The sequence below is a fragment of the Halorubrum cibi genome (assembly GCF_900182635.1).
GTDB classification, from domain to species: Archaea; Halobacteriota; Halobacteria; order Halobacteriales; family Haloferacaceae; genus Halorubrum; species Halorubrum cibi.
The window spans coordinates 80,754-106,298 of sequence record NZ_FXTD01000001.1 but is presented as its reverse complement, the minus strand read 5'-3'; the positions used below and the strand labels follow the sequence as shown (position 1 = coordinate 106,298).

The window sequence follows — 25,545 nt, the reverse complement described above, 5'->3', positions numbered from 1 at the left end:
TCACGACGCGGGGAACGGCCACCGGGGTTAAACCGACCGTCCGCGTAGGTGAAGCCGATGGGTACGCTCAACGAACTGTTCGACCCGGATCGGGTCGCGGTCGTCGGCGCGACGGCTCGCGAGGGCGCTGTCGGCCGCGCCGTCACGTCGAACCTGCTCGCGGACTTCGACGGCGAGACGGTCCCCGTCAATCCGAACTACGACGAGGTGCTCGGGACGCCCTGCGTCGACGCGGTCGACGAGGCCGAGGCCGACGTCGCGGTGATCGTCGTCCCGCCCTCGATCGTGTTGGACGCCATCGAGGCGTGCGGCGAGGCGGGGGTGCGGAACGTCGTCGTGATCACCGCGGGGTTCGGCGAGACGGGCGAGGACGGCGCCGACCGCGAGCGTCGCCTCGCCGAGCTTGCCGACGAGTACGAGTTGAACCTCGTCGGCCCGAACAGCCTCGGGATCATGTCGACGCCGTCGGGGATGAACGCCACGTTCGGGCCGGAGAACGCCCTGCCGGGCGGGCTCTCGTTCATGAGCCAATCGGGTGCGTTCGTCACCGCGGTCCTCGACTGGGCCAACGACAACGGCGTCGGCTTCAAGGACGTGGTCTCGCTCGGGAACAAGGCCGTCCTCGACGAGACCGACTTCGTCGACCACTGGGGCGACGACGAGGACACGGACGTGATCATCGGCTACCTCGAGGGGATCGAGGACGGCCGCGAGTTCATCGAGACCGCCCGCGAGACCGCCGCGGAGACCCCGATAGTGGCCGTGAAGTCCGGCCGGACGAGCGCGGGCGCGAGAGCGGCGTCCTCACACACGGGCACGCTCGCCGGCTCGGAGAAGGCCTACGAGGCGGGCCTCGACCAGGCCGGCGTCATCCGCGCGGAGTCGGTCGACGAGCTGTTCGACGCCGCCGGCATCCTCGGCAGCCAGCCGCTGCCCGAAACCGACAGCGTCGCGATCGTGACCAACGCCGGCGGGCCGGGCGTGATGGCGACCGACGCGGTCGGCGACGCCGGCCTCGAGTTGGCCTCGTTCACGGGCGAGACCACCGCGGCGCTCCGCGAGTCGATGCCCGAGGAGGCGAACGTCCACAACCCCGTCGACGTGATCGGCGACGCCGACGTCGACCGCTTCCGCGAGGCGCTCGAGACCGTCATCGCCGACGACAACGTGGGGGCCGCGCTCGTGTTGGCCGCCCCGACCGCGACCCTCGAGTTCGATGAGTTGGGCGAGGCGGTTCGAGAGACCGTCGCGGACACCGACGCGCCGGTGGCCGCCTGCCTGATGGGCGGCGACCGGACCCGCGAGCCGAAACGGAAGCTCCAGGCGGCCGGGATCCCCTGTTACTTCGACCCCGCCCGCGGGATCGAGAGCCTCGCGACGCTCGCGGAGTACCGCGACATCAGGGAACGCGAGTACGCCGACCCGATGTCGTTCGACGTCGACCGCGAGCGCGCTCGCGAGGTGCTCGCGACGGTCCGCGACCGCGAGGACAACCGTCTCGGCGTTGAGGCGATGGAGCTGCTCGACGCCTACGGGATCGCCACGCCCGCCGGGGAGATCGTCGACTCGCCCGAGCGCGCGAGCGAGGTCGCCGCCGAGATCGACGGCGACGTCGTCATGAAGATCGTCTCGCCCGACATCCTACATAAGTCCGACATCGGCGGCGTCGCGGTCGGCGTCGCCGACGCTGACGTCGCGGACACCTACGAGGACCTGATCACCCGGGCGCGGAACTACCAGCCGGACGCGACGATCCTCGGGGTCCAAGTACAGGAGATGGTCGACTTGGAGGACGGCGTCGAGACCATCGTCGGGATGAACCGCGACCCGCAGTTCGGCCCGCTCGTGATGTTCGGTCTCGGCGGGATCTTCGTGGAGGTGATGGAGGACACCGCCTTCCGCGTCGCGCCCGTCTCCGAGCCGGAGGCCCGCGAGATGACCGAGGAGATCCAGTCGGCGCCGCTGCTGCGCGGCGCTCGCGGCCGCGACCCGGTTGATCTCGACGCCGTGATCGAGACGATCGGCCGGCTCTCACAGCTCGTCACCGACTTCCCCGCGATCTTGGAACTCGACATCAACCCGCTCGTCGCACTGCCCGACGCCGACGGCGACGCGAACGCCGCCGCCGTCGACGTCCGACTCACCGTCGACCCCGAGGAGCTCGACCTCGAGGGCCCCGACGCCGACCCCGAGAGACCCCACACCGAGGAACCCCACCAATGACAGACACAACCACCACACTCGTCACCGCCACCGGAGAGGGAGCCGGAAAGACTGCGATCACCGTCGCGCTCGCGCGGCTCGCGGCCGACCGCGACCGGAGCGTCGGCTACATGAAACCGAAGGGGACGCGGCTCCAGTCGAACGTCGGCAAGACGCTCGACCGGGACCCGATGCTCGCCCGCGAGGTGCTCGGATTGGACGCGGAGATACACCAGATGGAGCCCGTCGTCTACTCGCCGACGTTCATCGAGGGTGCGGTCCGCGGCACGGAGGACCCCGGGGCGCTCCGCGAGCGGATCCGCGAGGAGTTCGACGGGCTCGCCGCCAACCGCGACCACGTCTTCGTCGAGGGCGGCGGCGACTGGACCACGGGCGGCGTCGTCGACCTCACGGACGTGGACGTGGCCGAACTGCTCGACGCGCGCGTCGTGCTCGTGGCCGACTACGAGACGCCCGGCGACCTCGACGCGGTGCTCGCCGCCGCCGACGCGTTCGGCGACCGGCTCGCCGGCGTCGTCTTCAACAAGGTCGGGGACGCCGCCTTCGACTCGCTCGATCACGACGGGATCCCCTTCCTCGAATCGCGCGGTATCCCCGTCTTCGGGGCGCTCCCACACGAGAAGGAACTCGCCGGCGTCACCGTCGCCGACCTCGCCGACGAGCTCGGCGCGGAGCTGCTGACCGACGGCTCCACCGACGCGTTCGTCGAGCGGTTCCTCGTCGGCGCGATGGGCGGCGACGAGGCGCTCCGGCACTTCCGGCGCGCCCGCGACGCCGCGGTGATCACGGGCGGCGACCGCGCCGACGTCCAGGCCGCCGCCCTCGACGCCTCGGGCGTGAAGTGTCTCGTGCTCACCGGCGGCCACCGCCCCTCGAGCGCGGTGCTCGGGCGGGCCGCCGAGGCCGGCACCGCCGTGCTCGCCGTGAACACCGACACCGCCACCGCGATCGACCGCGTCGAGGCCGTCATCAGCGGCGGCCGGACCCGCGACGCCCGCACCGTCGAGCGGATGGCGGAACTCCTCGAGGCCCACGCCGACGTCGACGCGCTCGTCTGATCGAGCGGGCGCGGTCGACCGCCGGCGATCGGTGACGACCGACGGGCGATGACGACCGTCGTCGGTCGGCGATCGGCCCCGTCGGTCGGCGATCGGTCCCGTCGGGTGAGCGCCCCCGATCGCGTGAGCGTCTGACGTACTGTTTTCAGGGTGGCCGACGAAGGGGGCGTATGACCAGTCTCTCGGAGGCGTACGGGGGGAAGGGACGCTCCGAGGTCGACCCGCGGCGGCTGTCGCTCGGTGCGGGACTGTTCGTCGGCGGGACGCTGCTCCTCGTCGCCGGGATCCTCGTGGCCGCCGAGGTGCTCGTTCCGAGCGGGTACACCTCCGGCGCGGCGAGACGCCTCGGCGGGATCCTCGGCGGATTCGGCGTCCCGCTCGTCACGCTCGGCGTGATGACGGTCCTGCCGGCCGACCGGCGCACCCGTGCGGCGGCGGTCGTGGGCGCGGCGATCATGTCGCTCGGCGTCGCGCTGTTCTCGCAGGCGTACCCGAACCACTGGGTCGGCGGGCCGCGCCCGGAACTCGTGGATCTCACGCTCCCGACCGCCGGCGTCTACTTCCTCGGGGCCGCGACGACGATGTGGTGCGTCTTCGTCGGCGTCGCGAACTTCAAGACCCGTAACGACCCGGGAGGAACGGTGACGATGGAGGTGACCCACAAGGGAGAAACGAAGGTCATCGAGGTCGAACGCGACCAAGTTCGAGGGCTCGGCGGCGGCGTCGGCCTCCTCGGCGGGACGCCGAACGGAGACGTCGAGACGCAGACGAACCGGTCGGAGTCGGCGGCTTCCGGGGACGTCGGGTCCAGTCAGACGGCCGGTTCACTCGACGTTTCCTCGCCGACGCCGTCGGGCCGCAGCGACGGGGGAAGCTCGACGACCGACATCTCCTCGCCGCTCGACGCGCCGACGGAACCGAGGACGCCGGCCGCGCCTGACGGGCCGAGCAGACGGAACGGATCGGACGGCTCGGGAGGCCGGTCGACAACGGACGCGACCGCACGCGAGGGTCCGGGGGACACGTACTGCGGGAACTGTGCGGAGTTCGATTACGTCAAGACCGACGACGGGATGCGACCCTACTGCGGTCACTACGACGAGGTCATGGAGGCCATGGAGCCCTGCGAACAGTGGACACCGCGGTGAGTCCGCCGGCCGCCCGTTCTTTCACGCCGGGTCGCCGGACGGGACCTGAGACTCCGCGATAGCGAACATGAGCGTACTCAACACGCCGAGCAGCGTCCCGGCCGCGAGCGCCATCGCCAGGTCCGCGAGCGCCAGGGACGTCACGCCCGGAGCCGGCGGGAGGAAGAACCCCGAGACCGCGTACAGCACGACCGCGATGGCGACGACGTAGAACGGCGCGTTGAGGTACCGCCACCGGAAGCGGCCGGCGAGGTACTCGTCGGTGATCTGTCCGAGACTGGAGGTCACCCCGGCGACCGCGAGCCACTGGACGAAGCCGTGGACGAATGCCGTGAGCGTCGCGCTCGGCGGAAGGGGTCCGGCAGTGACGCCGCCGACGGCCTCGACGGTCTCGGTGCCCTGGACCCCGCCCACGAGGATCAACGCGAGCGCGACGACGTACGTGATGAGCGTCACGCGCCCGGCGTAGAGCACGTTCCGGACGGAGTCGGCCGCGCCGTCGACGGTCTCCTCCAACCCCAGCCCGCGGAACAGCGAGTAGAGGCCGACGCCGCCGGAGATCAGTCCGAGCACGGCCGCGCCCTCGACGTCGAAGAGGTTGGCGAGGACGACGAGCGGGTAGATGAGGAGGAGAATTCCGAGCGGCACGAGGATGGTGCCGCGGGTCTCGGGGTCCGCGAGCACCTGCTTGATCGTGTAGTACAGCGACTCGAGGTCCTGTGCCTGTCGAACGACGACGCGGCGGACGCCGTCGATCCGCATCCGCGAGCGGATCACGGGGAGCACCGACTCGTCCTGTGCGCCGTCGGTGATCACGATGGCCGAGACGTCCTCGCCGGTCGACAGCTCCGCGAGGACGCGGTCGACCTCCGCGCCGACCGCGCGGTTGGCCTTCACGTCCGGGCCGTCGACGCCGGTGACGGCCGCGACCTCGACCGCCTCGCCCTCGGCGGCCAGCTCGTCGTGGACGGTCACGCCCTGGAACAGCACGTTCACGTCGGAGTCCTCCGGGTCGGCGGTGGCGAGCGCGACCGCGGCCTCGGTGACGTCGTCGTCGCCGATCACGGGGGTAGGGATCCCCGTCTTTCGGCCGAGGTCGTCGTCGAGGTCGACACAGAGGACGAGCAGCATTCACCGGGGGTATGCGAGGGGTCGGCATATGCTTTCGGCTCGCGGCCCCGACTCCGATGAGACTCCCAGCAGGTGAGAGATCCTGACCTTCCCGTGATCAATGTAGTTGGCGTACTGAATGCTCCCAACGTTTCGTACCAGACGCGTACTAGAGGGCTGGGAGGCCAGTCCGGAACGTGGGTCAGTTCCGGAATGTCAGAGGCTCTCCCTGACCCCAACCGACATTCGGTTCGCGCTTGGATATACTCCGACAGTTACTCTCATTCTCACAAACATCTCAACAAGGACGCTCTAATGGTCGGCTCGGTCGCGCTGTCCGAGGTCCGAAAGAGCGGATACGACGGGATCTCTCTCCCTCTCCCGCCGACCCCTTACTCCCCGGGATGTTCGACGCCGTTCAACAGCCGCCGGACGTTGTCGCCGTCGCTGATGGCCGTCGGATACCCGCCGAGACAGACCACGAAGTCCTCGCCGACCTCGATCGGCTCCGTGACGTGGAGCGTCAGATCGACGGTGACTCCGGCGTCGGCGACCTCCGATTCGGCCTCGTACTCCACGACCGTCGTCTCCGATCCGACCACGTCGGTCGCGTACTCCGAGACGCGCTCGACGTCGCTCATTCCCTCGTAGCGGTCCTGGAGCATCGTCGCCAGCTCGTCGGTGTCCATCTCGGCGACGGGGTTGAACGTCCGCCCGAGGACCTCGACTTTCGGGGTCGAGAGCGCCGCGAACACCGCGCCGCGGAAGCGCTGGCCGAGGACGTCGACGCCGCGGTCGTACTCCGCGATCCGGTTCGTGACCTCGACCTGTCGGGTCTGGCCGGCCACCTCGAACTCCCGCGTGATCACGTCGTCGGTGACGCCCTGTGACTCGTAGCCCGTCTCCTCGAGCGCGGCGTCCGAGACCGTCGCGGCCTCCGCGGCGAACTCGACGGGGTCGCCGCCGGTGACGACGTCGAGCGCGGTACAGCCGGCGAGACCGGCGATACCGAGCGACCCGGCGACCGCGAGCGCCCGACGTCTGGTGGTCCCGCGGTCGTCCCGGCCAGTCCCGTCGTCGACGGCGTCCCGGTCGGTCCCCTCCGAGGCGATCGCGTCGTGTTCCATACCTCCCCTCCGGACGAGCGGCGGTACATACTTTGTGTTCGCGATCGGCGGGCACCCGTACCGCCGTGCGGACGGCTCACGCCCGCGAGAACGCTTCGGACGCTTTTTCACGCCGGAGCGAGTATCGGGCCGTAGATGATCTCCAAGGGCTGTGAACAGTGCGCCAAGGGCGGCAAGATGGTGCTCTTCGTCTACGGCTACTGTGACCAGCGGGACTGTTTCTACTGCCCCCTCGGGGAGAACCGGAAGAACGTCACCGACGTGTACGCCAACGAGCGGAAGGTGGAATCCGACGAAGACGTGATCGAGGAGGCCAAGCGCATGAGCGCGCTCGGCACCTCGATCACGGGCGGCGAGCCCCAGGAGGCGATGGCGAAGACGACTCGCTACCTCGAACTGCTCAAAGACGAGTTCGGCGAGGACCACCACACTCACCTGTACACCGGGATCCCGGGCGGCCGCGAGAACATGCGCCGGCTGAGCGAGGCCGGCCTCGACGAGATCCGCTTTCACCCGCCCCTCGAACTGTGGGGCGACATGCACGGCACGGAGTGGGAGGAGATACTGTATATCGCCCGCGAGGAGGGCCTCACGCCCGCCTTCGAGATCCCCGGAATTCGCGCGGAGCCGGAGTTCCTCGAGTTCTTAGACGAGGGCGCAGCCGAGTTCTGTAACGTCAACGAGTTCGAGATGAGCGACGGGAACTACCGCCGGATGCAAGAGGAGGGCTTCGAGCTACAGGAGGGCCACATGTCCGCGGTCGAGGGGTCGAAGGACGCCGCGATCGTCGAGGAGATGGCGAGCCACGAGAAGGTGTACTTCTGTACGTCGGTGTTCAAAGACGCCGCCCAACACCGCAACCGGCTCAAGCGGATGGCCCGGAACGTCCGCCGCGAGTTCGACGAGGTCACCGACGACGGCACGCTCGTCTACGGCAAGGCGTTCGCCGCCCCCGAGCGGTTCGAGTCGCTCGGCGTCCCCGAGGAGTTCTACACCGTCAAGACGAATCACGTCGAGGTCGCCTGGTGGCTCTTAGAGGAGATGGTCGAGGACGGCGACCTCGAGGAGGGCGAGATCGTCGAGCAGTACCCGACCGTGAACGGGACCGTCGTCGAGCGGACGCCGGTCGCGTAGCGTTCTCGATCCGAATTCCGGTCGACTCGCGTGGGATTTTTACCGGATCGCTCACAATTCGGGAGCGATGCCCTCCGCCCTCCCCGAGGATCCCAGCCTCCGGCGACGCCTGCTCGTCGCCAGCGCGCTGGTCGCCGTCCTCCCGTTCGCGTTCATCTACGCGTTCGTGTTCGTGACGAACCAGGTCCTCCTCCCGCTCTTGGAGTCGCAGGGGAGCGGCCCCTACCACGGCCGCGTGTACGTCGACCCGCTGTTCGCGGTCGTCGTCGTCGCCGGCGGGCTGGCGCTTCAGGCGTGGAAGGGTCCGGACGTCGTGCTCGGCAGCGTCGGAGCCCGGCGCGTCGGCCCCGACGAGTACCCGGAGCTCCACGCGCGAGTCACGAGACTGGCACAGACGGCCGATATCGACCCGCCGGACGTCGCGGTCGCGCACAACGACGCGCCGAACGCGATGGCCGTTCAGGGACCTCACGGCGCGTCCGTCGTCGTCACCACGGGGCTGCTCGACGCCCTCGACGAGCGCGAGCTGGAGGCGGTCCTCGCCCACGAGGTGTCACACCTCGCCAACGACGACGCCACCGTGATGACCGTGGCGTGGCTGCTGCCGACGGTCACCTACTACGTCGCGGTCGCGGCCGCGTACGTCCTCTACGGACTGGCGCGAACGGCGGGTCGCGGCGGTGACGGTGACGGCGGCGACGGCGCGGCGAAGGCGATCCTCGTTCTGCTCGTCACCGCGGTGGTCACGCTCGCGGTCTCCGCGATGTTCTGGGCGGCGAGCGTGCTGATCCACCGGGTGCTCTCGCGGTACCGCGAGCACGCCGCGGATCGCGGGGCGGCGGCCATCACGGGGGATCCGACCGCGCTCGCGAGCGCGCTTCGGAAACTCGACGACCGGATGGCGGACGTGCCGGATCGGGACCTCCGGTCGCTCGACGGCGGCGCCGAGGCGCTGTACGTCGCGCCCCTCGAGGGACGGGCGTTCACCGACGCGGAGCTGGTGTCGACGGACGTGTTCCCGGCGACGCACCCGCCGACGGCCGACCGGATCGACCGGCTCCGGGAGATGGCGGGGGAACTCGAGTGACGATGAAACGACGGCGATTGCTCGCCGCGGTCGCGACGGGAGCCGCGGCGAGCCTGGCGGGGTGCGGGTACGCCTACGGCGGCGGTGACGTTCGCGACGTCGAGTCCGCCGGCGGCTCGAGCGTGTTCGCGTCCAATTGGAGCGCCCACGCGATCGCCGGCGATCGGATCGCCTTCGCCGAGTCGGGCGATTCGCCCTTCGAGGGCGAGCGAACCGCCGTCGAGGTGATCGACCGCGGTGCCGAGGAGATCGGGACGTTCCGGCACGACGGGTTGAGCGTCGGAATGGCCGCCGGTCCGGACGCGGAGCGGGTGTACCTCCGCGAATCGACCGGAGACATCGTCGCCGTGACGCCCGCTGCCGACGACGAGGCGGGCGAACCGTCCGGGGCCGGAGACGACACCGACGGGAACGCGAGTTCCGACGACGACACCGCCACCGACCGCGTCGACGACCCGGACGATTGGAACGGTGGCGACCCCGAGTTCTCGAGGGTCGACGCGCCCGACTGGCAGGCGTCGATCGCCGACGTGCTCGGGGAGCCGGCGAAGGGGACGGACCCGGTCGAACGCCGGGAGTCCGAGCCGATCGCGGCCGACGGACTGGGCGCGTACGTCGCGAGCGGGCCGCTCGTGATCGCCGCCCGCGAGGGAGAAGTCGACTGGACGGTCGAGGTCGGCGGGGACGTCCGCGGGCTGTGGTGTGCCGACGACGAGGGTCCCGACGGCGTCGTCGTCGCGGCGGGCGACGCGCTCGTCGCGCTCGCCCCCGACGGCTCCCGCCGGTGGCGTCGCGAGTCCGGGGCCGGATCGACCCTCGTCGTCGACGGCGACCAGGTCCTGCTCCGCGAGGGCGACGACCTGCTCGCGCTCGACCTCGCGGACGGCGAGGAGGCCTGGCGGACCGGGGTCGGCGGCGACGGCCCGCCGCCGACGGTGACGGGCGACCGAGTCGCCGCCGTGAACCGGGGAGCGGTTCGCGTCCTCGACCGGGAGGCCGGCGATCCGCTGTGGCGCGCCGGGCTCGCGCCCGGTCGCGACCGCCACCGCTCGCTCGTCGTCGACGCGGCGCGGGCGTACTTCGTCGATCGGGACGGCGAGGCGGTCGCGGTCGATGCGACGGGCGACGCCGCGGACGACTCCGGCGGCGGCCGGGCCTGGACGCGGGATCTCGAGGTCCGTTCGTCGACGGTCGTCGACGGCTGGATCGACGGCGGGGCGGTCGCGTTCGCGTTCGACACCGGCGAGTTCGTGTGGCTCCAGCGGTACGACGAGGACCCCGGGCTGCTGTAGCGTTCCCTCCCACCACGTTTTTCGCACCCCGTCGCCTACGTCGACGCGATGAACGCAGTCACGCTGGGCCCCGCCGGGACGTACTCCCACCGCGCGGCGCGGGCCGTCGCCGCCGAGGTGTCGTTCCGCGAGTCGGTCACCGCCATCGTCGACGCCGTCGCGAGCGGCGAGTTCGAGCGCGGGGTCGTCCCCATCGAGAACAGCATCGAGGGGTCGGTCTCCGAGAGCCTCGACGCGCTCGCCGACCACGACGTCGCCGTCACCCGCGAGGTCGTCACCCCCATCCGCCACGCGCTGCTCGCGCAGTCGCCGGAGTTCGAGCTCGTCGCCAGCCACTCGCAGGCGCTCGCGCAGTGTCGCAACTGGCTCGAGGCGAACCACCCCGACGCCGCGCTGGAAGCGGTCGCCTCGACCGCCCGCGGGGTCGAGCGCGCCCGCGAGGACGCCCGCGTCGCCGGGATCGGTCACCCCGACAACGCCGGCGACGACCTCGAGATCCTCGCCGCGGACATCCAGGACCGCACCTCGAACGCGACCCGCTTCCTCGTGGTCGGCCCGGAGAGCGCCCGCTCGGACGCCGGCGGGAAGACCACGCTCATCGTCTACCCGAACGCCAACTACCCCGGACTGCTGCTCGAACTCCTGGAGGCCTTCGCCGACCGCAACCTCAACCTCTCGCGGATCGAGTCGCGCCCCAGCGGCGAGCGCCTCGGCGACTACCTCTTCCACTTCGACGTCGACGCCGGGCTCTACGAGGACCACATGGCGAAGGCGGTCGAGGACGTCGAGGCGATCGCCGACAAGGGCTGGGTGCGCGTGCTCGGATCGTACGACACCGAACACGTCCTCGAGTAGGGCGTGACCGTCTCGGAGGCGGCGCCACCGCACGGCGGACTCGATCCCTTCTCGCCGCGGAACCCAGAGTCCACCTCGCAGATCACTCGAACCGGTAGCTCGCGCCGTCCGGGCCGTCCTCGATCTCGACGCCCACGTCGCGGAGGGCGTCACGCAGCTCGTCGGCGCGTTCGTAGTTGCCGGCCTCGCGCTCGGCCTCGCGGACGTCCAGGACGAGTTCGACCACGTCGCCGGCGAGGTCAACGTCGCCGTCGGTCGTCGACTCGAACTGGAGCCCGAGCACGCCGCCGCCGAGTTCCTCGAACACCTCGACGGCCTCGCGGAGCCCGCGGTAGTCGTACGGAGGCTCCGCGTCGACGTGGCGGTTCACGGCGTCGGTGAGCGCCAAGAGCGCCGCGGTCGCCTCCCGGAGGTTGAGGTCGTCGTTCATCGCCGCCTCGAAGTCGGCGCGGGCGTCGGCGACCGCCTGCCGTAACTCCTCGTCGACCGTCTTCGCGTACGCGTCGACGGAGTCGAGGGCGTCGACCGCGCGCTCGTGGGCGCGAGAGAGCCGATCCCACCGTTCCTCGGCCTCCGCGATCGCCTCCTCGGTGAGCGCCTGCTCGGATCGGTAGGCCGCCCCGGCGTAGAAGGTCCGGATCACGTTGACGCCGAGTTCGTCCAAGGCGTCGGGAACGGTCCAGAAGTTTCCGATCGACGAGGACATCTTCTCGCCCTCCATCGCCAGCAGGCCGACGTGGAGCCAGTGGCGGACGAACTCCTCGCCGGTCGCCGCCTCCGACTGGGCGATCTCGTTCTCGTGGTGCGGGAAGACGAGGTCGCGCCCGCCCATGTGGACGTCGAGGGTCTCGCCGAGGTGCGTCGTCGACATCGCGGAACACTCGACGTGCCAGCCGGGACGCCCCTCGCCCCACGGCGACTCCCACGTCTCGCCCTCGGGGACCGCCTCGCCGTGGTCGTGTTTGGCGTGCTCGCGGGCGGCCGCCTCGCTCACGCCGCCGGCCTTCCAGAGCGCGAAGTCGGCCGGGTGACGCTTCTCCGACCGCTCGTCCGGCTCGCCCTGTGCCTCCAGTTCCTCGACGTCTTGGTTCGAGAGCTCGCCGTAGTCGTCGAACGTCGTGACGTCGAAGTAGACCGAGCCGTTCGACTCGTAGGCGTACCCCTTCTCGACCAGCGTCTCGACGAGGTCGACGATCTCGGGGACGTGTTCGGTGACGCGGGGGTACACCTCCGCGCGGAGCAGGTTCAGCCCGCGCATCGCGCCAAAGGTGCTCGCCGTGAACGCCTCGGCCACGTCGCGCTCCTCGTTCCAGTCGTCGCGCTCGCCCACGCGGGCCGCGATCTTCTCGTTGACGTCGGTGACGTTCTCGACGTGGCGCACGTCGTAGCCGAGATGGTCGAGCCACCGGTGGAGCACGTCGGCGTGGAACCAGAGCCGGGCGTGTCCGAGGTGGGGGTCGTCCGACACCGTCAGTCCACAGACGTACAGCGTGACGTCGCCGTCGGCCGTGAACTCGACGCGCTCGTCTTCCAGGGTGTCGGTGACGACGAGACTCATTACGCGCCGGTACCCGCGCGGAGGCTTTGAAATCGTCGGATCGTCGCCCCGAAGGCTACAACGCGGGTGTGAGTCATCCGACGGGTTATGAGACCGCGACCGAAACGTCGATCCACCATGGCCCAGCACGCCGGAGCCGACGCCGACGCCGACGAGGCCGCCGACGCCGCCGACGAGGACCCGGGCCTCCGAACCGACGCGGTCGACCTCCCCGACGGCCGCGAACTCGCCTACTCCGTCTGCGGTCCACCGGACGGCTCGCCCGTCGTCCTCCATCACGGCACGCCCGGCTCGCGGCTGTTCGCGGCGCTGCTCGCGGACGACGCCGTCGACGCGGGAGTCCGGCTCGTGGCTCCCGATCGACCCGGATACGGGCGCTCGTCGCCGCCGCCGGACGGCTGGGGACTGGACGACTGGCGCGAGGACCTGCTACCGGTGCTCCGTGCGGAGTCGATCGACCGCGTCGGACTGCTCGGGTTCTCCGGGGGCGGCCCGTTCGCGATCGCGGCCGCCGGGGGCGACCGGGCGACCCGGCTCGGGCTGGTGAGTACGGTCGTTCCACCGAGCGACGCCGGCCTCGCCGGACTCGCCCGGATCCCGTACGCGATCCGAGTTCTCTTTCCGCTCTTCGGCGCAGTCGCGTCGGTATCGGGACCGGAAGCGGTCGTCTCCCAGTACACCGACCGATCGGTGTCGCCGGCGGTCGCGCGGGCGATCGCCGCGGATTTCCACGAGGCCCTCGGCGGCGCGATCGGCGGCGGCGCGAGCGCGGTCGAGCGCGAGAGCCGGTCGTTCGCGACCGGATCAGTCGATTCCGAATCCCTCGATCTCCCGATTCGCGCGTGGCACGGAACCCGCGACGACAACACGCCCCTCCCGTCGGTGGAGGAGTTCGTGGACGACTGCGGAGGGACGCTGACGACCGCTGGCGGCGACCACCTCGGGACGCTTCTCGATCACGGTTCCGACGCGCTCCGATGGGCCGCGCCCGAGTAGGCGGTCTCGATCCGCCGCGCTACCGCCGGGAGCCGACGTCGGTCCGGGAGGCAACTCCGTATCCCGCCTCGCGGACCGCCTCGACGACCCGCTTCATGTGAGCCGGACCGTTCGTCTCGACCTCGAAGACCAGGTCGGCGTCGCCGACCGGGAGGTCCGGGCGGCTCCGCTCGTGGCGGACGGTGCGGATGTTCGCGCGCTCCTCGCCGATCAGCGTCGCGATCTCGCCCATCTTCCCCGGCGTGTCGTCGATGCGGACGGTGAGTTCGACCAGCTGGTGGCGCTCGACCAGCGCGTGGGTCAACACCTCCTGGAGCGACGTGATGTCGATGTTGCCGCCGCAAAGCAGCGGGACGACCGTCTCGTCGGCCAGCCCGAGTTTCGAGACGAGTTCGTCGTCGAGGAGCGCGGCCGCGGCGGTCGCGCCCGCGCCCTCGACCATCTGTTTCGCGCGCTCCAAGAGCAGCAGGATCGCGGCGGCCACGTCGTCGTCGCTGACGACCACCACGCCGTCGAGGTGCTCCTCGAGGAGGCCGAAGGTGAGGTCGCTCATCCCGCCGGTGGCGATCCCGTCGGCGATCGTGTCGGGCTCCTCGCGCATGACTAGTTCGCCGGCCGCGAGGCTCTCTGAGAGCGTCGAGGCCCCCTCGGTCTGGACGCCAATGACCCGCACGTCCGGCGCGCGGGCTTTTATCGCGGTCGCGATCCCGCCCGCCAGCCCGCCGCCGCCGACGGGGACGAGCACGGTGTCGACGTCGGGAGCCTGCTCGAGCACCTCCAGCCCGATGGTCCCCTGTCCGGCGACGACGTCCGGGTCGTCGAAGGCGTGGACGAACCGCGTCGCGGGGTCGTCCACGAGCGTCCGCGCGTGGGCCATCGCCTCGGCGAAGACGGCCCCCTCGAGGACCACGTCGGCCCCGTACGACCGCGTGGCCTCGATCTTCGCGCCGGGGGCGGACTCGGGCATCACGATCGTCGAGTCGAGGCCCGCCGCGGTTGCCGCGAGCGCGACTCCCTGCGCGTGGTTTCCCGCGCTCGCGGCGACGACCCGCTCGGCCGACGGGTCCGACTCCACGAGCCGGGAGATCGCGTTGTACGCGCCGCGCGGCTTGAACGAGCCGGTGCGCTGGAGGTGTTCCATCTTCAGTCGGACCTCCGCGCCGCACCGCTCGGAGAGCGACCGGCTCCGCTGGACGGGGGTGCGCTGGACGATGTCGGCGTCGGCGAACCGCGCCGCCGCGGCCTCGACGTCGTCGATCGTGACTCTGGACATGCGGAGCGAATCTACGCCCCGCACCGAAAAGGACCCGGTTGCGGAACCGGGTTCTCCTCGCGGCGGCGCGTGCCGTGAGCGGCCCACCGGGCCGCGAACGACCGCGCGAGGTCGCCGGCGCTACGCGCCGGCTGCCAGAGGGACCGAAGGTCCCTCGCTGGAGGCGACCGACCGGAGCGAAGCGGAGGGCGGGCGCCGAGGCTGGGGAGGCGTGAGGTGCGGTGCGACGCGTCCCCGCGAACAGGGAGGGACCGGAGACGCGTAGCGCCTCGCGACCGAGGCTTCGGAAGGGTTCACCGCAACCGCATTTCTCGCTTCACGCTCTCGATCGGTCTATTTTCCCTCTCGATCGGTCTATTCGCCTTCGACCCCCGGGATCGCGGCCAGCGCGTCCTCGACGACCCGCAGTGCGCCCGCGCCGTCGCGACGGTCCACGATCACGACGAGCGAGCCGTCGTCGCCTCCCGCGACCGCGACGCCCGCGGCCGCGACTGCGACGTCGACCGCGTCGAGCCGGCGGAGCACGGCCGAAAGCGCCGCGGAATCGACCCCACCGGTCGCGAGCAGCGCGGTGTGTGACCCCTCGAGGACGACCGCCGCGCCGCCGACCCGGAGGAGGGGGTCGCGGTCCGTCCCGTCATCTTCCTTCGCATCGTCGCCTTCCCGCGCTCCATCGCCCACGACCCCGACGCCGCTCCGCATCGTGACGCTCGCGGTCCGGTCCGCGGTCGCGTACGTCGGGAGGTCCTCGCGGAACCGGCGGAGCGCGGTCGCGACCGCGTCGGCGTCGCCGTCGAGCCCGCCGCGCTCGACGAGCCACGCGGCGGTCGCACTGTAGTTCAGGACTCCCGCGCGGAGCGCGTCGAGGAGGAACGGGTGCTCTCGGACCGCCTCGCGGGTGTCGGCTGCCAGCGACATGCCCGCCCGTGTGCGCGCGGTCGGCATGGCGGTTTCGGTCGGGTGCTGTCGCCGTTCCGTTGGACCCGTTCTCACCGCCTCGCAGCCTCCGAAGTCCCTAAGAACGGCGCGCCCCCAGAACGGGTATGCAGTCGCTCGTCATCGTCGCGCACGGCTCCCACCTCAACCCGGAATCGAGCGCGCCGACGTACGCGCACGCCGACACGATCCGCGCGTCCGGCGCGTTCGACGAGGTGAAGACCGGCTTCTGGAAGGAGGAACCGCACTTCCGAGAGGTGCTCCGCACCGTCGAGGGCGACGAGGTGTACGTCGTCCCGCTTTTCGTCTCGGAGGGCTACTTCACCGAACAGGTGATCCCCCGCGAGCTTCGGCTGGAGGGCTGGGACGTCTCCGAGTGGGACTCCGACGGGCTCTCCGCCGACCAGGCCACGCTCGTCGCCGCGGACGTCGACCGCGAGGTCCACTACTGCGGCCCGGTCGGCACCCACCGCGCGATGACCGACGTGATCGAGCGGCGCGCGGAGTCGGTCACCGGCGACCCCGACGTGGGCGAGGGGTTCGGACTGGCGGTCGTCGGCCACGGGACCGAGCGCAACGAGAACTCGGCGAAGGCGATCGAGTACCACGCCGACCGGATCGCGGAGCGCGGCCGATTCGACGAGGTCCGGGCGCTCTACATGGACGAGGACCCCGAGGTCGACGACCTCCCCGAGTTCTTCGAGAGCGACGACGTCGTCTTGGTCCCGCTGTTCATCGCCGACGGCTACCACACGCAGGAGGACATCCCCGAGGACGTGGGACTCTGTGAGGACCACGCGGAGGGGTACGACGTGCCGGAGACGGTTGACGACATCCGGATCTGGTACGCGGGCGCGGTGGGCACCGAACCGCTGATGGCCGACGTGATCTTGGAGCGCGCGGCCGACGCCGGCGCGGACCTCGGCGACGCGCTCGCGGCCGTGCGTGAGACGACCCGCGTCGCCGCGGGGGACTGACCGTGAGCGACCCCGAGTCCGTGAGCGACCCTGAGACCGTGGCGGCGGCCGAAAGCGACGACGAGCCTGCAGTCCCCGAGATCGACCTCCCGAGCGACGCGTTCGACGCGGTGCTCGACGCGCTCGCCGGCCTCGCGCCCGACGAGCGGATCCGGTTCGAGGGGTTCTCGGTCGGCGTCGCCGGCGACGACCGCGCCGCCGACGCGGACGCCCACTACGTCCTCGAGCCCGCCGGCGACGACCCCCGAACGGGTCTGAGCGAGCGCGACCTCCACGCGGCGCTCGCCGACCGGGCGGCTGCCGTCACCGACTGGTACGTCTTCGAGCGCGTCGTCGGCGAGTTCGGCCCCCGACGGGCGTTCCTGCGCTGGATCGAGGACGCCGACGGCGCGACGGTCGCCGAGCGGTACGCCGCGCTCACGGCGGGGATCGAGCGCGCGTGGGGGCAACTTCGGATCACGGCCACGGTCACCGACCGCGGCGAGCGCCGGTACGAGGTGCGCCACGAGGCGGACGCGGGCGCCCCCCGCGGGGAGCTGACCGCCCGCGACGACCCGCTCGACGCCCGCGAGATCGTGAAACTGGACGGAAAGGGACGGTATCGGCCGCTCAAGACCGCTCCCACGCTGCGTCGCGGCTGGGTCTTCCCCGACTTGGGGCCGAGGGAGGTCTACGAACTCGTCGAGACGATATATCCCGCGACGGTCGCCAACTGGCACCGCGAGCGCGAGGGCGAACTCGACGTGAGCCACTGGCGCGAGACGATGGAGCGGCAGTCCGGCATCTACGGCGTGATCAAGACGTGGGACCGCGGCGAGGGCCACGAGCACGTGAACTGGGTCGCCGAGGCTTGCTGTGACGACTCGCAGTGTCTCAAACGTCGAGAGTGGGAGTACGACGACGAGACCGACCTCGACGTCGACGGCGGCGACGGGGTCTTCCCCTGCCGGGAGCCGTGTTCGGTCGTCGTGAGCGCGGCCCGCAAGTGGACGCGCTTAGAGAGCGAGCAGCCCCGAACCTACGAGTTCGATCTGACGCCGAGCGAGAAGGAGCAGCTCGAGGAGATGATCGACGCGGTCGCGGACGGCCGGATCGACGAGATCCGCGAGGCGGACACGAAGGAAGGGGCGAACCGCTACCGCGCCCGGTTCCTTCGCGCGAAGCTGTTCGACGACGAGGGGAACCTCGGGGGCGTTCCGACCGACACGGACGACCCGGACAACGGCGAATAGCGGTTCGGAGGCGTCACTCGACCCGCGACGGTCACCTCACGCCACCTGTTCGCCGTCGTCGTCGTACACTTCGATGGCATCGACGGGACAGGCCCGCGCCGCGAACTTCGCGTCCAACTCCTCGCCGTCGGGGACTTCGACGACGAACAGGTCCTCCTCCCGCTCCTCGCCGTCAACGAGGTCTGCCTTCCCATCGTTCAGGTCCTTCTCGAAACCGTCCCACTCGGCGACACACTGGTACATCCCGATACAGGTGTCCCGGTCGAACTCGACGCGCATACCCGGGCTACGCGAAGCGGGTACAAAGCGGTGGCGGGGTTCGTCCCGTTGGCACGTCCGACGCTCGTTCCCGCGCCTCGGGATTTCTCCCGGACGGTGAGGGTATGTCCGTGCCGACCCTGGGGAAAAACGCCCGCTGACGCCGACGCCCTCCGTCGTTCTCGGTCGGGCCGTTTTTAACCGTACCGTGTGGTTTACTCCCATGGGATCGGACAGAAGTACGCTCCGGGACGTGCTCCACAAGCGCGCGGACGTGTTCCGGACGCTGGAAGAGTCATCGGCGAGCAAGCCGGAGCTCGTCGAGCGGCTGTCGAGCTCGCGATCGACCGTCGATCGCGCGATCGACGATCTGGCGGAGATGGACTGCGTCGAGTCGCGCAACGGCACCTACTCGCTTTCCGCCACCGGCCGGGTCGCGCTCTCGGAGTACGACCGCTACGCGGCCACGACGCGGACCGCCGAACGGGCGAGCAGGCTTCTGAACAATCTCCCCGAGGGGACGACGCTCCCGTCGGTCTTCCTCGAGGACGCGACCGTGAACGTCGCTGACCCACACGCACCCTCCGGCGCGTCGACGGCGAGCAGCCGACTCCTGGAGCGGGCGACCGCGATGCGGGGGTTGGCCCCGACCGTGCTCAAATCGGACGTGTTCATCATCGACCGCGAGCTCGACCGCGACCCGCTCGACGTGTCGGTCGTCGCCGAGCCGGCGGTGGTGGAGGCGCTCTCCGAGCTGTCGGACACCCCCGTGGCGACGCTTCTCGCGCGCGACTCCTTCGATCTGTACCGCAGCGCGGGGTCGCTCCCGTACGCGCTGTGGGTGATGGAGACGCCGGAGGGGGACCACGCGGGGATCACGTTCCGCGGAACGGGCGACGTCACCGGATTGGTGACGAACGACTCGGCGGACGCGGTCGCGTGGGCGGACGCCGAACTGGAGGCGTACCGGGAGCGGGCGACACTCGTCGACCAGCCGGGGTAGCGGCGTCGCGGGTCGACGACCAGCCGGTTTAAGGCCGTCGCGGGCGACGCTCCGACGATGACCGCAGTCTGGCTCGTCGACCGGCAGTTCGACTCGAAGGGACTCGTCCGGCTGACGTACGCGACCGAGGACGGCGAGCGCGTCCACACCAAAGAACTGGCCGAACAGCGGCTGGTCACGGGCGGCGGGGTGACCGCCGGACGCGACGTCGACGAGGACGCGCTCGGCGAGGTGCCGGCCGAGGAGGTCGAGCGGTTCGCCGCGGAGGCGTCGCGGATGGCCGCCGAACACGACCTCGACGACGCGGTGTAGCTCCGCGAACGGGGAGCCGTCGCGACGGTCGACGGCGCGCATCGCGATCGGCGCGATGTGTCGTACTCGACACCACGGATCGCACTCGACACCGCGGATCGCACTCCGGCGTCGCATACCGCAGTCAACGCGGTGTACCACGGGAGTCGCGGGCGCGATCGTCCCGCCCCGCGACCGCACCTCACGCCTCCCCAACCTCGCAGCGGCCGCGCTGCCGAGGGTTTCCGGCGGCGCGGCCGCTGCTCCCTCGCGCGCGTTCCTCGGGATTCCGCCCCTCGTCTCACGCGCGCCGAACCGGGTGTTCGGGAAACGTCGTCGCCGGCCCTTCCGCCCCGTTCCGACGGTTTAAATCGCGTCGGCGACCAAGGGACGTCAATGCAACCGACCGCCCTCTCCGGGCTCCCCGCGGGCGTCGGCGAGGCGCTCGAGGCCGAGGGCGTCGCCGACCTCTACCCGCCACAGGAGGCCGCCGTCGAGGCGGGCGTCCTCGACGGCGAGAGCCTCGTGGCGGCCGTCCCCACCGCCTCCGGAAAGACGCTGATCGCCGAACTCGCCATGCTGTCGGCGATCGAGCGCGGCGGCAAGGCGCTGTACATCGTCCCGCTTCGCGCGCTCGCCAGCGAGAAGAAGGCGGAGTTCGAGCGGTGGGAGGAGCACGGCGTCACGGTGGGCGTCTCCACCGGCAACTACGACTCCGACGGCGAGTGGCTGGCGACCCGCGACGTCATCGTCGCCACCTCGGAGAAGGTCGACTCGCTGATCCGCAACGGCGCGCCGTGGATCGACGACCTGACCTGCGTCGTGAGCGACGAAGTCCACCTCGTCGACGACGCGAGCCGCGGCCCGACTCTGGAGGTCACCCTCGCGAAGCTCCGCAAGGTGAACTCCGGCCTCCAGACCGTGGCGCTGTCGGCCACCGTCGGCAACGCCGACGTCATCGCCGAGTGGCTCGACGCCGAGCTCGTCGAGTCGGAGTGGCGGCCGATCGACCTCCGCGTCGGCGTCCACTTCGGCAACGCGATCGACTTCGATGACGGGAGCAAACGGGAGGTGCCGGTCGACCGCGGCGAGGAGCAGACCGCCCGGCTCGTCGCGGACGCGCTCGACACGGAGGAGGACGGACAGGGCGGCTCCTCGCTCGTGTTCGTCAACTCCCGGCGGAACGCCGAGTCGTCGGCCCGCAAGCTCGCGGACGTGACCGGCCCGCGGCTCACCGGTGACGAGCGCGACCGGCTCCGCGAGCTGGCCGAGGAGATCCGCGGCGTCTCCGACACCGACACCTCCGAGGACCTCGCCGGCGCGGTCGAATCGGGGTCCGCCTTCCACCACGCCGGGCTCGCGGCCGACCACCGGAGCCTGATCGAGGACGCGTTCCGCGACCGGCTGATCAAGTGCGTCTCCGCGACCCCGACGCTCGCGGCCGGGGTAAACACCCCCGCGCGCAGGGTCGTCGTCCGCGACTGGCGGCGCTACGACGGCGAGTTCGGCGGGATGAAGCCGCTCGACGTGCTCGAGGTCCACCAGATGTGCGGCCGCGCCGGGCGTCCCGGGCTCGATCCGTACGGCGAGGCGGTGTTGCTCGCGAGCGACGCCGACACGAAAGAGGAGCTGTTCGACCGGTACGTCTGGGCGGACGCCGAGCCCGTCCGATCGAAGCTGGCCGCCGAACCCGCGCTGCGGACCCACGTGCTCGCGACCGTCGCCTCCGGGTTCGCCTCGACGCGCGGCGGCCTCCTCGAGTTCCTCGACAACACGCTGTACGCCACCCAGACCGACGATGCGGGCCGGCTCGCCGCGGTCACGGACAGCGTCCTCGAGTACCTCGCGGTCAACGGCTTCCTCGAGCGCGACCGCGAGGGCGGAAGCGAGTCGCTTTCGGCGACCGGGATCGGCCACACCGTCTCGCGGCTCTACCTCGACCCGATGAGCGCGGCGACGATGATCGACGGCCTCCGGAACGCGTGCGCGGCCGCCGAGGCGGACGAGGGGGCGGCCACCGGGAAGTACGAGCGGTCGATCGCCGACGCGGCCGACGCGGCTGGCGCGGCGGACGACGGCGAGGAGCCCGGATTCGGGACGTACAGCCGGGTCGGCGGCAGTGACGGAGGCTCCGGCGGGACCGACGCCGGCGACGACGATGCCGCCGGCGACTCCGGGACCGATATCACCCCGCTCGGGCTGTATCACCTGGTGAGCCGGACGCCGGACATGTACGAGCTCTATCTCAAATCGGGGGACCGCGAGACGTACACCGAGGTCTGTTACGAGCGCGAGACGGAGTTCCTCGGCGACGTGCCCTCGGAGTACGAGGACGTCCGTTTCGAGGACTGGCTCGCGGCGCTCAAGACCGCCCGTCTCTTGGAGGACTGGGCCGACGAGGTCGACGAGGACCGGATCGCGGAGCGCTACGGCGTCGGTCCCGGCGACATCCGCGGGAAGGTCGACACCGCGGAGTGGCTGCTCCGAGCGGCCGAAACGCTCGCGGCCGACGTGGACGGCGTCGACGGCGACGCGGTCCTCGCGGTCCGACGGGCCAGAAAGCGGGTCGAGTACGGCGTCCGCGAGCAACTCCTCGACCTCGCGGGCGTGCGCAACGTCGGGCGAAAGCGCGCGCGCCGGCTGTACGAGGCGGGCGTCGAGACTCGATCCGACCTCCGGGACGCGGAGAAGGCCGTCGTGCTCGGCGCGCTCCGCGGCCGCGAGCGGACTGCGGAGCGGATCCTCGAACACGCCGGGCGCGAGGACCCCTCGATGGACGGGATCGACGCCGACCGATCCGCCTCCGCGGCGGCGACCGCCGGGAGCGGCGACGGCGACGACGAGGGACAGGCCAGCCTCGGTGACTTCCGATGACCGGCTCGTCCGAGCCGGGCGAGCCTCCCGCCCGCACGGCGACGCCGAACCACCCCGCGTCGCGCCCGGAGACCCGCCTCGTCGAGGGCGTTCTCGCCGTCGACGATCTCGACGCGTTCCTGGCCGATCTCGAGGCGATCCGCGAGGAGACGGGTGCGGTCGTCCAGGCGTTCGACGCCGACCGCGTCGTCGACGCCGCACACCTCCGGCTCGCGACGCGGCTCGCCGCCCGCTCCATCGCGCGCGGCGAGGCGGTCGCGCGCGACCCCGCGGTCGAGATACTGGTGTACGCCGCGGGGCGTCGGCAGATCGACCGCGCGCTCGACCTCGGCGTTTCGCCGGGAGCGCGACGTGCCGCCCTCGTGGTCGCCGACTTCGGCGACGTCGCCGGCGCGGACCGTCCTCCGGCAGATCTCGACGCGGCTGTGGCGTCCGTCGAAGGACTGCTCGCCGCGAGCCCGGAGCCGACGCTCGGCGAGTACGACGACGAGGCGGTCCGAGGCTACTACGGAGTCACCGACCGCGAGCTCGCGGCGACCCTCGGCGACCTCGCCGACGTCGTCCACGAGCGCGTCGCCCTGCTCGACGTCGAGAAGTGAGGACGCTGGGCCCTCGCCGATCCGACGATCTCCCGAAGACCCGTCACGGACCCGGCGTCCGGGAGCCACGGCTTTCCGTCACGACATCACATACCCCTTCACTTCGATTGGAAACCGCAAGACTGCGCGGACAAACTATTCCAGTAGAAACAAGCGAAACGGCGGTATCGCGACACGTCGGGAAGGCGGAATCGGCGAGGTTGCGGAGAAGGCGGATAGTCCATCCTGGATTCGAACCAGGGTCGAAGCCCCCAGAAGGCTTCAGGATTGGCCACTACCCCAATGGACTGTGCGCACCATCGCTACTCCACGCGTGTTTGTAAGCGTTGCGCGTCGCGTTCTCCCTGCCACGCGCTCGCACACGACTCGGGCCGGATCGCCGCTCGTTCCCTCAAGCGACCCGCGGCTGTCGCCGGACGTGGATCGATCGACGTGTTTTAACCGGACGATTACCCACGGCCGTGTATGTACATCGGACGGTTCGTCGTCGTCGGCCCCGGCATCGGCGCGTATCGAGTCTCCTCGCGGTCGTTCCCGAACCGACGAGTGGTCGATCGGGACGGAACGCTGACCGTCGGCTCGACGCCCGGCGCGCCCGAGACGGACAACCCGTACGTCTCGTACAACTGCGCGCGTCGGGTGGCGACGCCGACCGGCGAGCCGCTGGCGGTCCTCGGGAACGGCTCACACGTCGACCCGATCGCCGAGAAGCTCGAACTCGGCTACCCCGCCCGCGACGCGCTCGCGACGCCGCTCCTCGCGCTCGACTTCGAGAAGGACGACTACGACACCCCGCGGGTCGCCGGCGTGATCGGAGCGGAGACGGCGACGATCGGCACCGTCCGGCGCGACGCGCTGCTCGTCGAGGCGGTCGAGTCGCCGACGCTCGTGGCGACCTACGAGCGGGACGCACCCGGCGCCTACGACCTGGAGGCAACGGACGCCGGCGCCGCCGCGAGCGAGGTCCTCGACGACGACTTCGAACATCCCGTGTGTGCCGCCGGCGCGACCGTTGACGACGACGGCGTCTCGCTGGCGTTCGACAACGGAGAGTGACCGACCGAGCTCCCTACGCCTCGTCGGGGTCGAACGCGTCGATCGACTCGTGGACCCCGGCGACCCACTCGTCGAGCGCGTCGTGGAGGAGCCGCTTCGCCTCGGGGACGGGCACCGCGGTGTACTGATACACGTACCCGCCCGAGTCCAATAGGCGGCGACGTCGCTCGACGAGTCCCTTCTCGCGGAGCGTCGACAGCGATCGGTTCACGTTCGAGCGGTCGCGATCGAGCACGTCCGCGAGCTCGGCGACGGTGCTTCCTCGATACTCGATGAGCGTCAGGTACGTCCGGCTCTCGTGGTCTCGAACACCGAAGACGCACGAGAGCACGTGTTCGAACGACGGGGAGACGTCGCCGACAAGGTCCTCGATCTCTGCTTCGGCCATGGAGACGCGTCGTCCGCGACGGGATTAAAGGGTCAGTCTTCGGCGGCGTATCCCATGCGGTCGAGACAGGCGCGCATCTCCGCCTCCTCGGTGTGTCGGTGGAGGCTCGTCGGTGTGTCACAGTGGAACGTCTCGCCGTCGTACCGGAGCACCACCTCGTGAGGGGCTCCGGCCACCTCGACGTCGAGGACGACCCGCCGTCCCTCCCGCAACGCGGCGATGATCTCGTCGGCGGGGCGCTCCCCGGGCTCGATCCGGAGCGGAGGCGTCATGGACGCGGTTTCGGGGGGTCGATGGATAAAGCTCCCGTGCCGCGTCGACCCCGGTCGTCCCGGGTCAGGTCATCGTCGACTCGGGACCGCCCTCCTCCTCGGGCGGCTCGACGCCCTCCGCGGCCGCGACGTCCTCGGTCCACTTCTCGGTCTCGACGTGCCAGCGGTCGATCTCCGACTCGTACTCCGCGAGGATGTCGCTCACCTCGGCTTTCATCTCGTCGTCGTTGACGTTCACCTCGAACTCGAAGGCCTCGCCGTCGTCGCCGCGAGCGACCTCGGTGACGTTGGCGCTGATGAGCTCGTTGTCGAAGTAGTACGGGGCCATCTGCGTCATCACCTTCCGGTACACCGTGTCCTCGACCTTCCGGATCGCCTTCCGGCCCGCCGAGTCGGCGGCGCGGGCGACGTGGTTTATCGACTCGCCCCAGCGCTCTACCGCCCCCTCCGTGTCGTCCGCCTCGACCTTCTCGTAGGACTCCGTGAGCTTCTCGCCGGCCGTCTGGAGGTCGTCTCCCGGCGTCTTGCCGGCCTTCTCGCCGTTGCCCTCGCTCACCGACGCCTGCTTCGCGGTCTTCTCCGAGACGTCCTCGTCGATCCGCTCGTGGGTCTTCGGCCGCCAGTCGTCGAACTCGTGGAACGCGTCGCCGTCCGCGCCGGCCTCCCGGAGCGCGAGCGTGATCCGCTCGCCGTGTTCGACGACGTCTCCCCAGTCCCCGCGTTGTTTGAACCCGGAGATGCTCTCTTCCATTGGTCGTGAAAACGGACGTGTCGGACGACTATAAGTCTCCCCGTCGG

General features: G+C 70.7%; 24 protein-coding genes and 1 tRNA gene. 15 read left to right on the top strand and 10 right to left on the bottom strand.

Features of this window, described 5'->3' with window-relative positions:
• Positions 1–57 precede the first annotated feature (57 nt).
• The 3 genes from FN829_RS00540 to FN829_RS00530 all read left to right on the top strand — a co-directional run bounded on the left by FN829_RS00540 (position 58) and on the right by FN829_RS00530 (position 4,429).
• Complete coding sequence (locus FN829_RS00540; protein ID WP_142985064.1) at positions 58–2,223, top strand: acetate--CoA ligase family protein; 2,166 nt, start codon at positions 58–60, stop codon at positions 2,221–2,223.
• Positions 2,220–3,281: a phosphotransacetylase family protein gene (locus FN829_RS00535; RefSeq protein WP_142985063.1), complete on the top strand. Its 1,062-nt coding sequence runs from the start codon at positions 2,220–2,222 to the stop codon at positions 3,279–3,281. The genes FN829_RS00540 and FN829_RS00535 overlap by 4 nt, the downstream gene beginning before the upstream one ends.
• Positions 3,282–3,451: 170 nt before the next feature.
• Complete coding sequence (locus tag FN829_RS00530) at positions 3,452–4,429, top strand: DUF7139 domain-containing protein (protein WP_142985062.1); 978 nt, start codon at positions 3,452–3,454, stop codon at positions 4,427–4,429.
• Positions 4,430–4,450: 21 nt separating this feature from the next.
• On the opposite strand, the gene FN829_RS00525 is transcribed toward FN829_RS00530, so the two are convergent.
• Together FN829_RS00525 and FN829_RS00520 are read right to left on the bottom strand one after the other, a co-directional pair.
• Complete coding sequence (locus tag FN829_RS00525) at positions 4,451–5,560, bottom strand: DUF373 family protein (protein ID WP_142985061.1); 1,110 nt, start codon at positions 5,558–5,560, stop codon at positions 4,451–4,453.
• A 371-nt stretch (positions 5,561–5,931) separates the two neighbouring features.
• Positions 5,932–6,666, bottom strand: coding sequence for a DUF6517 family protein (locus FN829_RS00520; protein ID WP_142985060.1), 735 nt, complete (start codon positions 6,664–6,666; stop codon positions 5,932–5,934).
• Positions 6,667–6,801: 135 nt separating this feature from the next.
• Between FN829_RS00520 and FN829_RS00515 the strand changes: the two genes are divergently transcribed.
• The 4 genes from FN829_RS00515 to pheA all read left to right on the top strand — a co-directional run bounded on the left by FN829_RS00515 (position 6,802) and on the right by pheA (position 11,034).
• Positions 6,802–7,800, top strand: a complete 999-nt coding sequence (locus FN829_RS00515) for a radical SAM protein (RefSeq protein ID WP_142985059.1) — start codon at positions 6,802–6,804, stop codon at positions 7,798–7,800.
• 67 nt (positions 7,801–7,867) lie between these two features.
• On the top strand, positions 7,868–8,887 hold the full coding sequence (locus FN829_RS00510; RefSeq protein WP_142985058.1) for a M48 family metalloprotease: 1,020 nt from the start codon (positions 7,868–7,870) through the stop codon (positions 8,885–8,887).
• 2 nt (positions 8,888–8,889) lie between these two features.
• A complete protein-coding gene (locus FN829_RS00505) occupies positions 8,890–10,179 on the top strand; it encodes a PQQ-binding-like beta-propeller repeat protein (RefSeq protein ID WP_142985057.1) in 1,290 nt (429 codons plus the stop codon).
• 48 nt (positions 10,180–10,227) lie between these two features.
• Positions 10,228–11,034, top strand: coding sequence for a prephenate dehydratase (pheA, locus tag FN829_RS00500; RefSeq protein WP_142985056.1), 807 nt, complete (start codon positions 10,228–10,230; stop codon positions 11,032–11,034).
• Between the two features lie 82 nt (positions 11,035–11,116).
• Here pheA and cysS read toward each other — a convergent pair whose 3' ends face one another.
• Positions 11,117–12,592: a cysteine--tRNA ligase gene (gene cysS / locus FN829_RS00495; RefSeq protein ID WP_142985055.1), complete on the bottom strand. Its 1,476-nt coding sequence runs from the start codon at positions 12,590–12,592 to the stop codon at positions 11,117–11,119.
• 117 nt (positions 12,593–12,709) lie between these two features.
• Between cysS and FN829_RS00490 the strand changes: the two genes are divergently transcribed.
• Entirely contained in the window at positions 12,710–13,588 is an 879-nt protein-coding gene (locus FN829_RS00490) for an alpha/beta fold hydrolase (RefSeq protein WP_142985054.1), read from the top strand.
• 19 nt (positions 13,589–13,607) lie between these two features.
• Here the strand turns inward: FN829_RS00490 and ilvA are convergent, their stop codons facing one another.
• Positions 13,608–14,861, bottom strand: coding sequence for a threonine ammonia-lyase (gene ilvA, locus FN829_RS00485; RefSeq protein ID WP_142985053.1), 1,254 nt, complete (start codon positions 14,859–14,861; stop codon positions 13,608–13,610).
• 354 nt (positions 14,862–15,215) lie between these two features.
• On the bottom strand, positions 15,216–15,779 hold the full coding sequence (locus tag FN829_RS00480; protein ID WP_142985052.1) for a DUF7523 family protein: 564 nt from the start codon (positions 15,777–15,779) through the stop codon (positions 15,216–15,218).
• Between the two features lie 125 nt (positions 15,780–15,904).
• On the opposite strand from FN829_RS00480, the gene FN829_RS00475 reads away from it, so the two are divergent.
• Both FN829_RS00475 and FN829_RS00470 read left to right on the top strand, forming a co-directional pair.
• The gene (locus tag FN829_RS00475; RefSeq protein WP_142985051.1) at positions 15,905–16,774 is read left to right on the top strand and encodes a CbiX/SirB N-terminal domain-containing protein; all 870 of its coding nucleotides are present in this window, start codon (positions 15,905–15,907) and stop codon (positions 16,772–16,774) included.
• Positions 16,775–16,776: 2 nt separating this feature from the next.
• Positions 16,777–18,006 carry a DR2241 family protein gene (locus FN829_RS00470; protein WP_246066415.1) on the top strand — a complete coding sequence of 410 codons (1,230 nt, stop codon included), beginning with the start codon at positions 16,777–16,779 and terminating at the stop codon, positions 18,004–18,006.
• A 36-nt stretch (positions 18,007–18,042) separates the two neighbouring features.
• Here FN829_RS00470 and FN829_RS00465 read toward each other — a convergent pair whose 3' ends face one another.
• A complete protein-coding gene (locus FN829_RS00465; RefSeq protein WP_142985050.1) occupies positions 18,043–18,285 on the bottom strand; it encodes a ferredoxin in 243 nt (80 codons plus the stop codon).
• A gap of 202 nt (positions 18,286–18,487) precedes the next feature.
• On the opposite strand from FN829_RS00465, the gene FN829_RS00460 reads away from it, so the two are divergent.
• The 4 genes from FN829_RS00460 to cgi121 all read left to right on the top strand — a co-directional run bounded on the left by FN829_RS00460 (position 18,488) and on the right by cgi121 (position 23,031).
• Positions 18,488–19,267, top strand: a complete 780-nt coding sequence (locus FN829_RS00460; RefSeq protein WP_142985049.1) for a helix-turn-helix transcriptional regulator — start codon at positions 18,488–18,490, stop codon at positions 19,265–19,267.
• A gap of 57 nt (positions 19,268–19,324) precedes the next feature.
• Complete coding sequence (locus tag FN829_RS00455) at positions 19,325–19,579, top strand: hypothetical protein (RefSeq protein ID WP_142985048.1); 255 nt, start codon at positions 19,325–19,327, stop codon at positions 19,577–19,579.
• A gap of 375 nt (positions 19,580–19,954) precedes the next feature.
• Positions 19,955–22,432, top strand: coding sequence for an ATP-dependent DNA helicase (locus FN829_RS00450; protein WP_142985047.1), 2,478 nt, complete (start codon positions 19,955–19,957; stop codon positions 22,430–22,432).
• Complete coding sequence (cgi121, locus tag FN829_RS00445) at positions 22,429–23,031, top strand: KEOPS complex subunit Cgi121 (RefSeq protein ID WP_142985046.1); 603 nt, start codon at positions 22,429–22,431, stop codon at positions 23,029–23,031. The genes FN829_RS00450 and cgi121 overlap by 4 nt, the downstream gene beginning before the upstream one ends.
• A 216-nt stretch (positions 23,032–23,247) precedes the next feature.
• On the opposite strand, the gene FN829_RS00440 is transcribed toward cgi121, so the two are convergent.
• A tRNA-Gln gene (locus tag FN829_RS00440) sits at positions 23,248–23,320 on the bottom strand.
• A gap of 176 nt (positions 23,321–23,496) precedes the next feature.
• On the opposite strand from FN829_RS00440, the gene FN829_RS00435 reads away from it, so the two are divergent.
• The gene (locus FN829_RS00435) at positions 23,497–24,087 is read left to right on the top strand and encodes an IMP cyclohydrolase (RefSeq protein ID WP_142985045.1); all 591 of its coding nucleotides are present in this window, start codon (positions 23,497–23,499) and stop codon (positions 24,085–24,087) included.
• 13 nt (positions 24,088–24,100) lie between these two features.
• Here FN829_RS00435 and FN829_RS00430 read toward each other — a convergent pair whose 3' ends face one another.
• From FN829_RS00430 to FN829_RS00420, 3 genes are all read right to left on the bottom strand, one after another.
• On the bottom strand, positions 24,101–24,475 hold the full coding sequence (locus FN829_RS00430) for a helix-turn-helix domain-containing protein (protein WP_142985044.1): 375 nt from the start codon (positions 24,473–24,475) through the stop codon (positions 24,101–24,103).
• Between the two features lie 32 nt (positions 24,476–24,507).
• Complete coding sequence (locus FN829_RS00425) at positions 24,508–24,747, bottom strand: hypothetical protein (RefSeq protein ID WP_142985043.1); 240 nt, start codon at positions 24,745–24,747, stop codon at positions 24,508–24,510.
• Positions 24,748–24,811: 64 nt separating this feature from the next.
• Entirely contained in the window at positions 24,812–25,498 is a 687-nt protein-coding gene (locus FN829_RS00420; protein ID WP_142985042.1) for a DUF5828 family protein, read from the bottom strand.
• Positions 25,499–25,545: the final 47 nt, after the last annotated feature.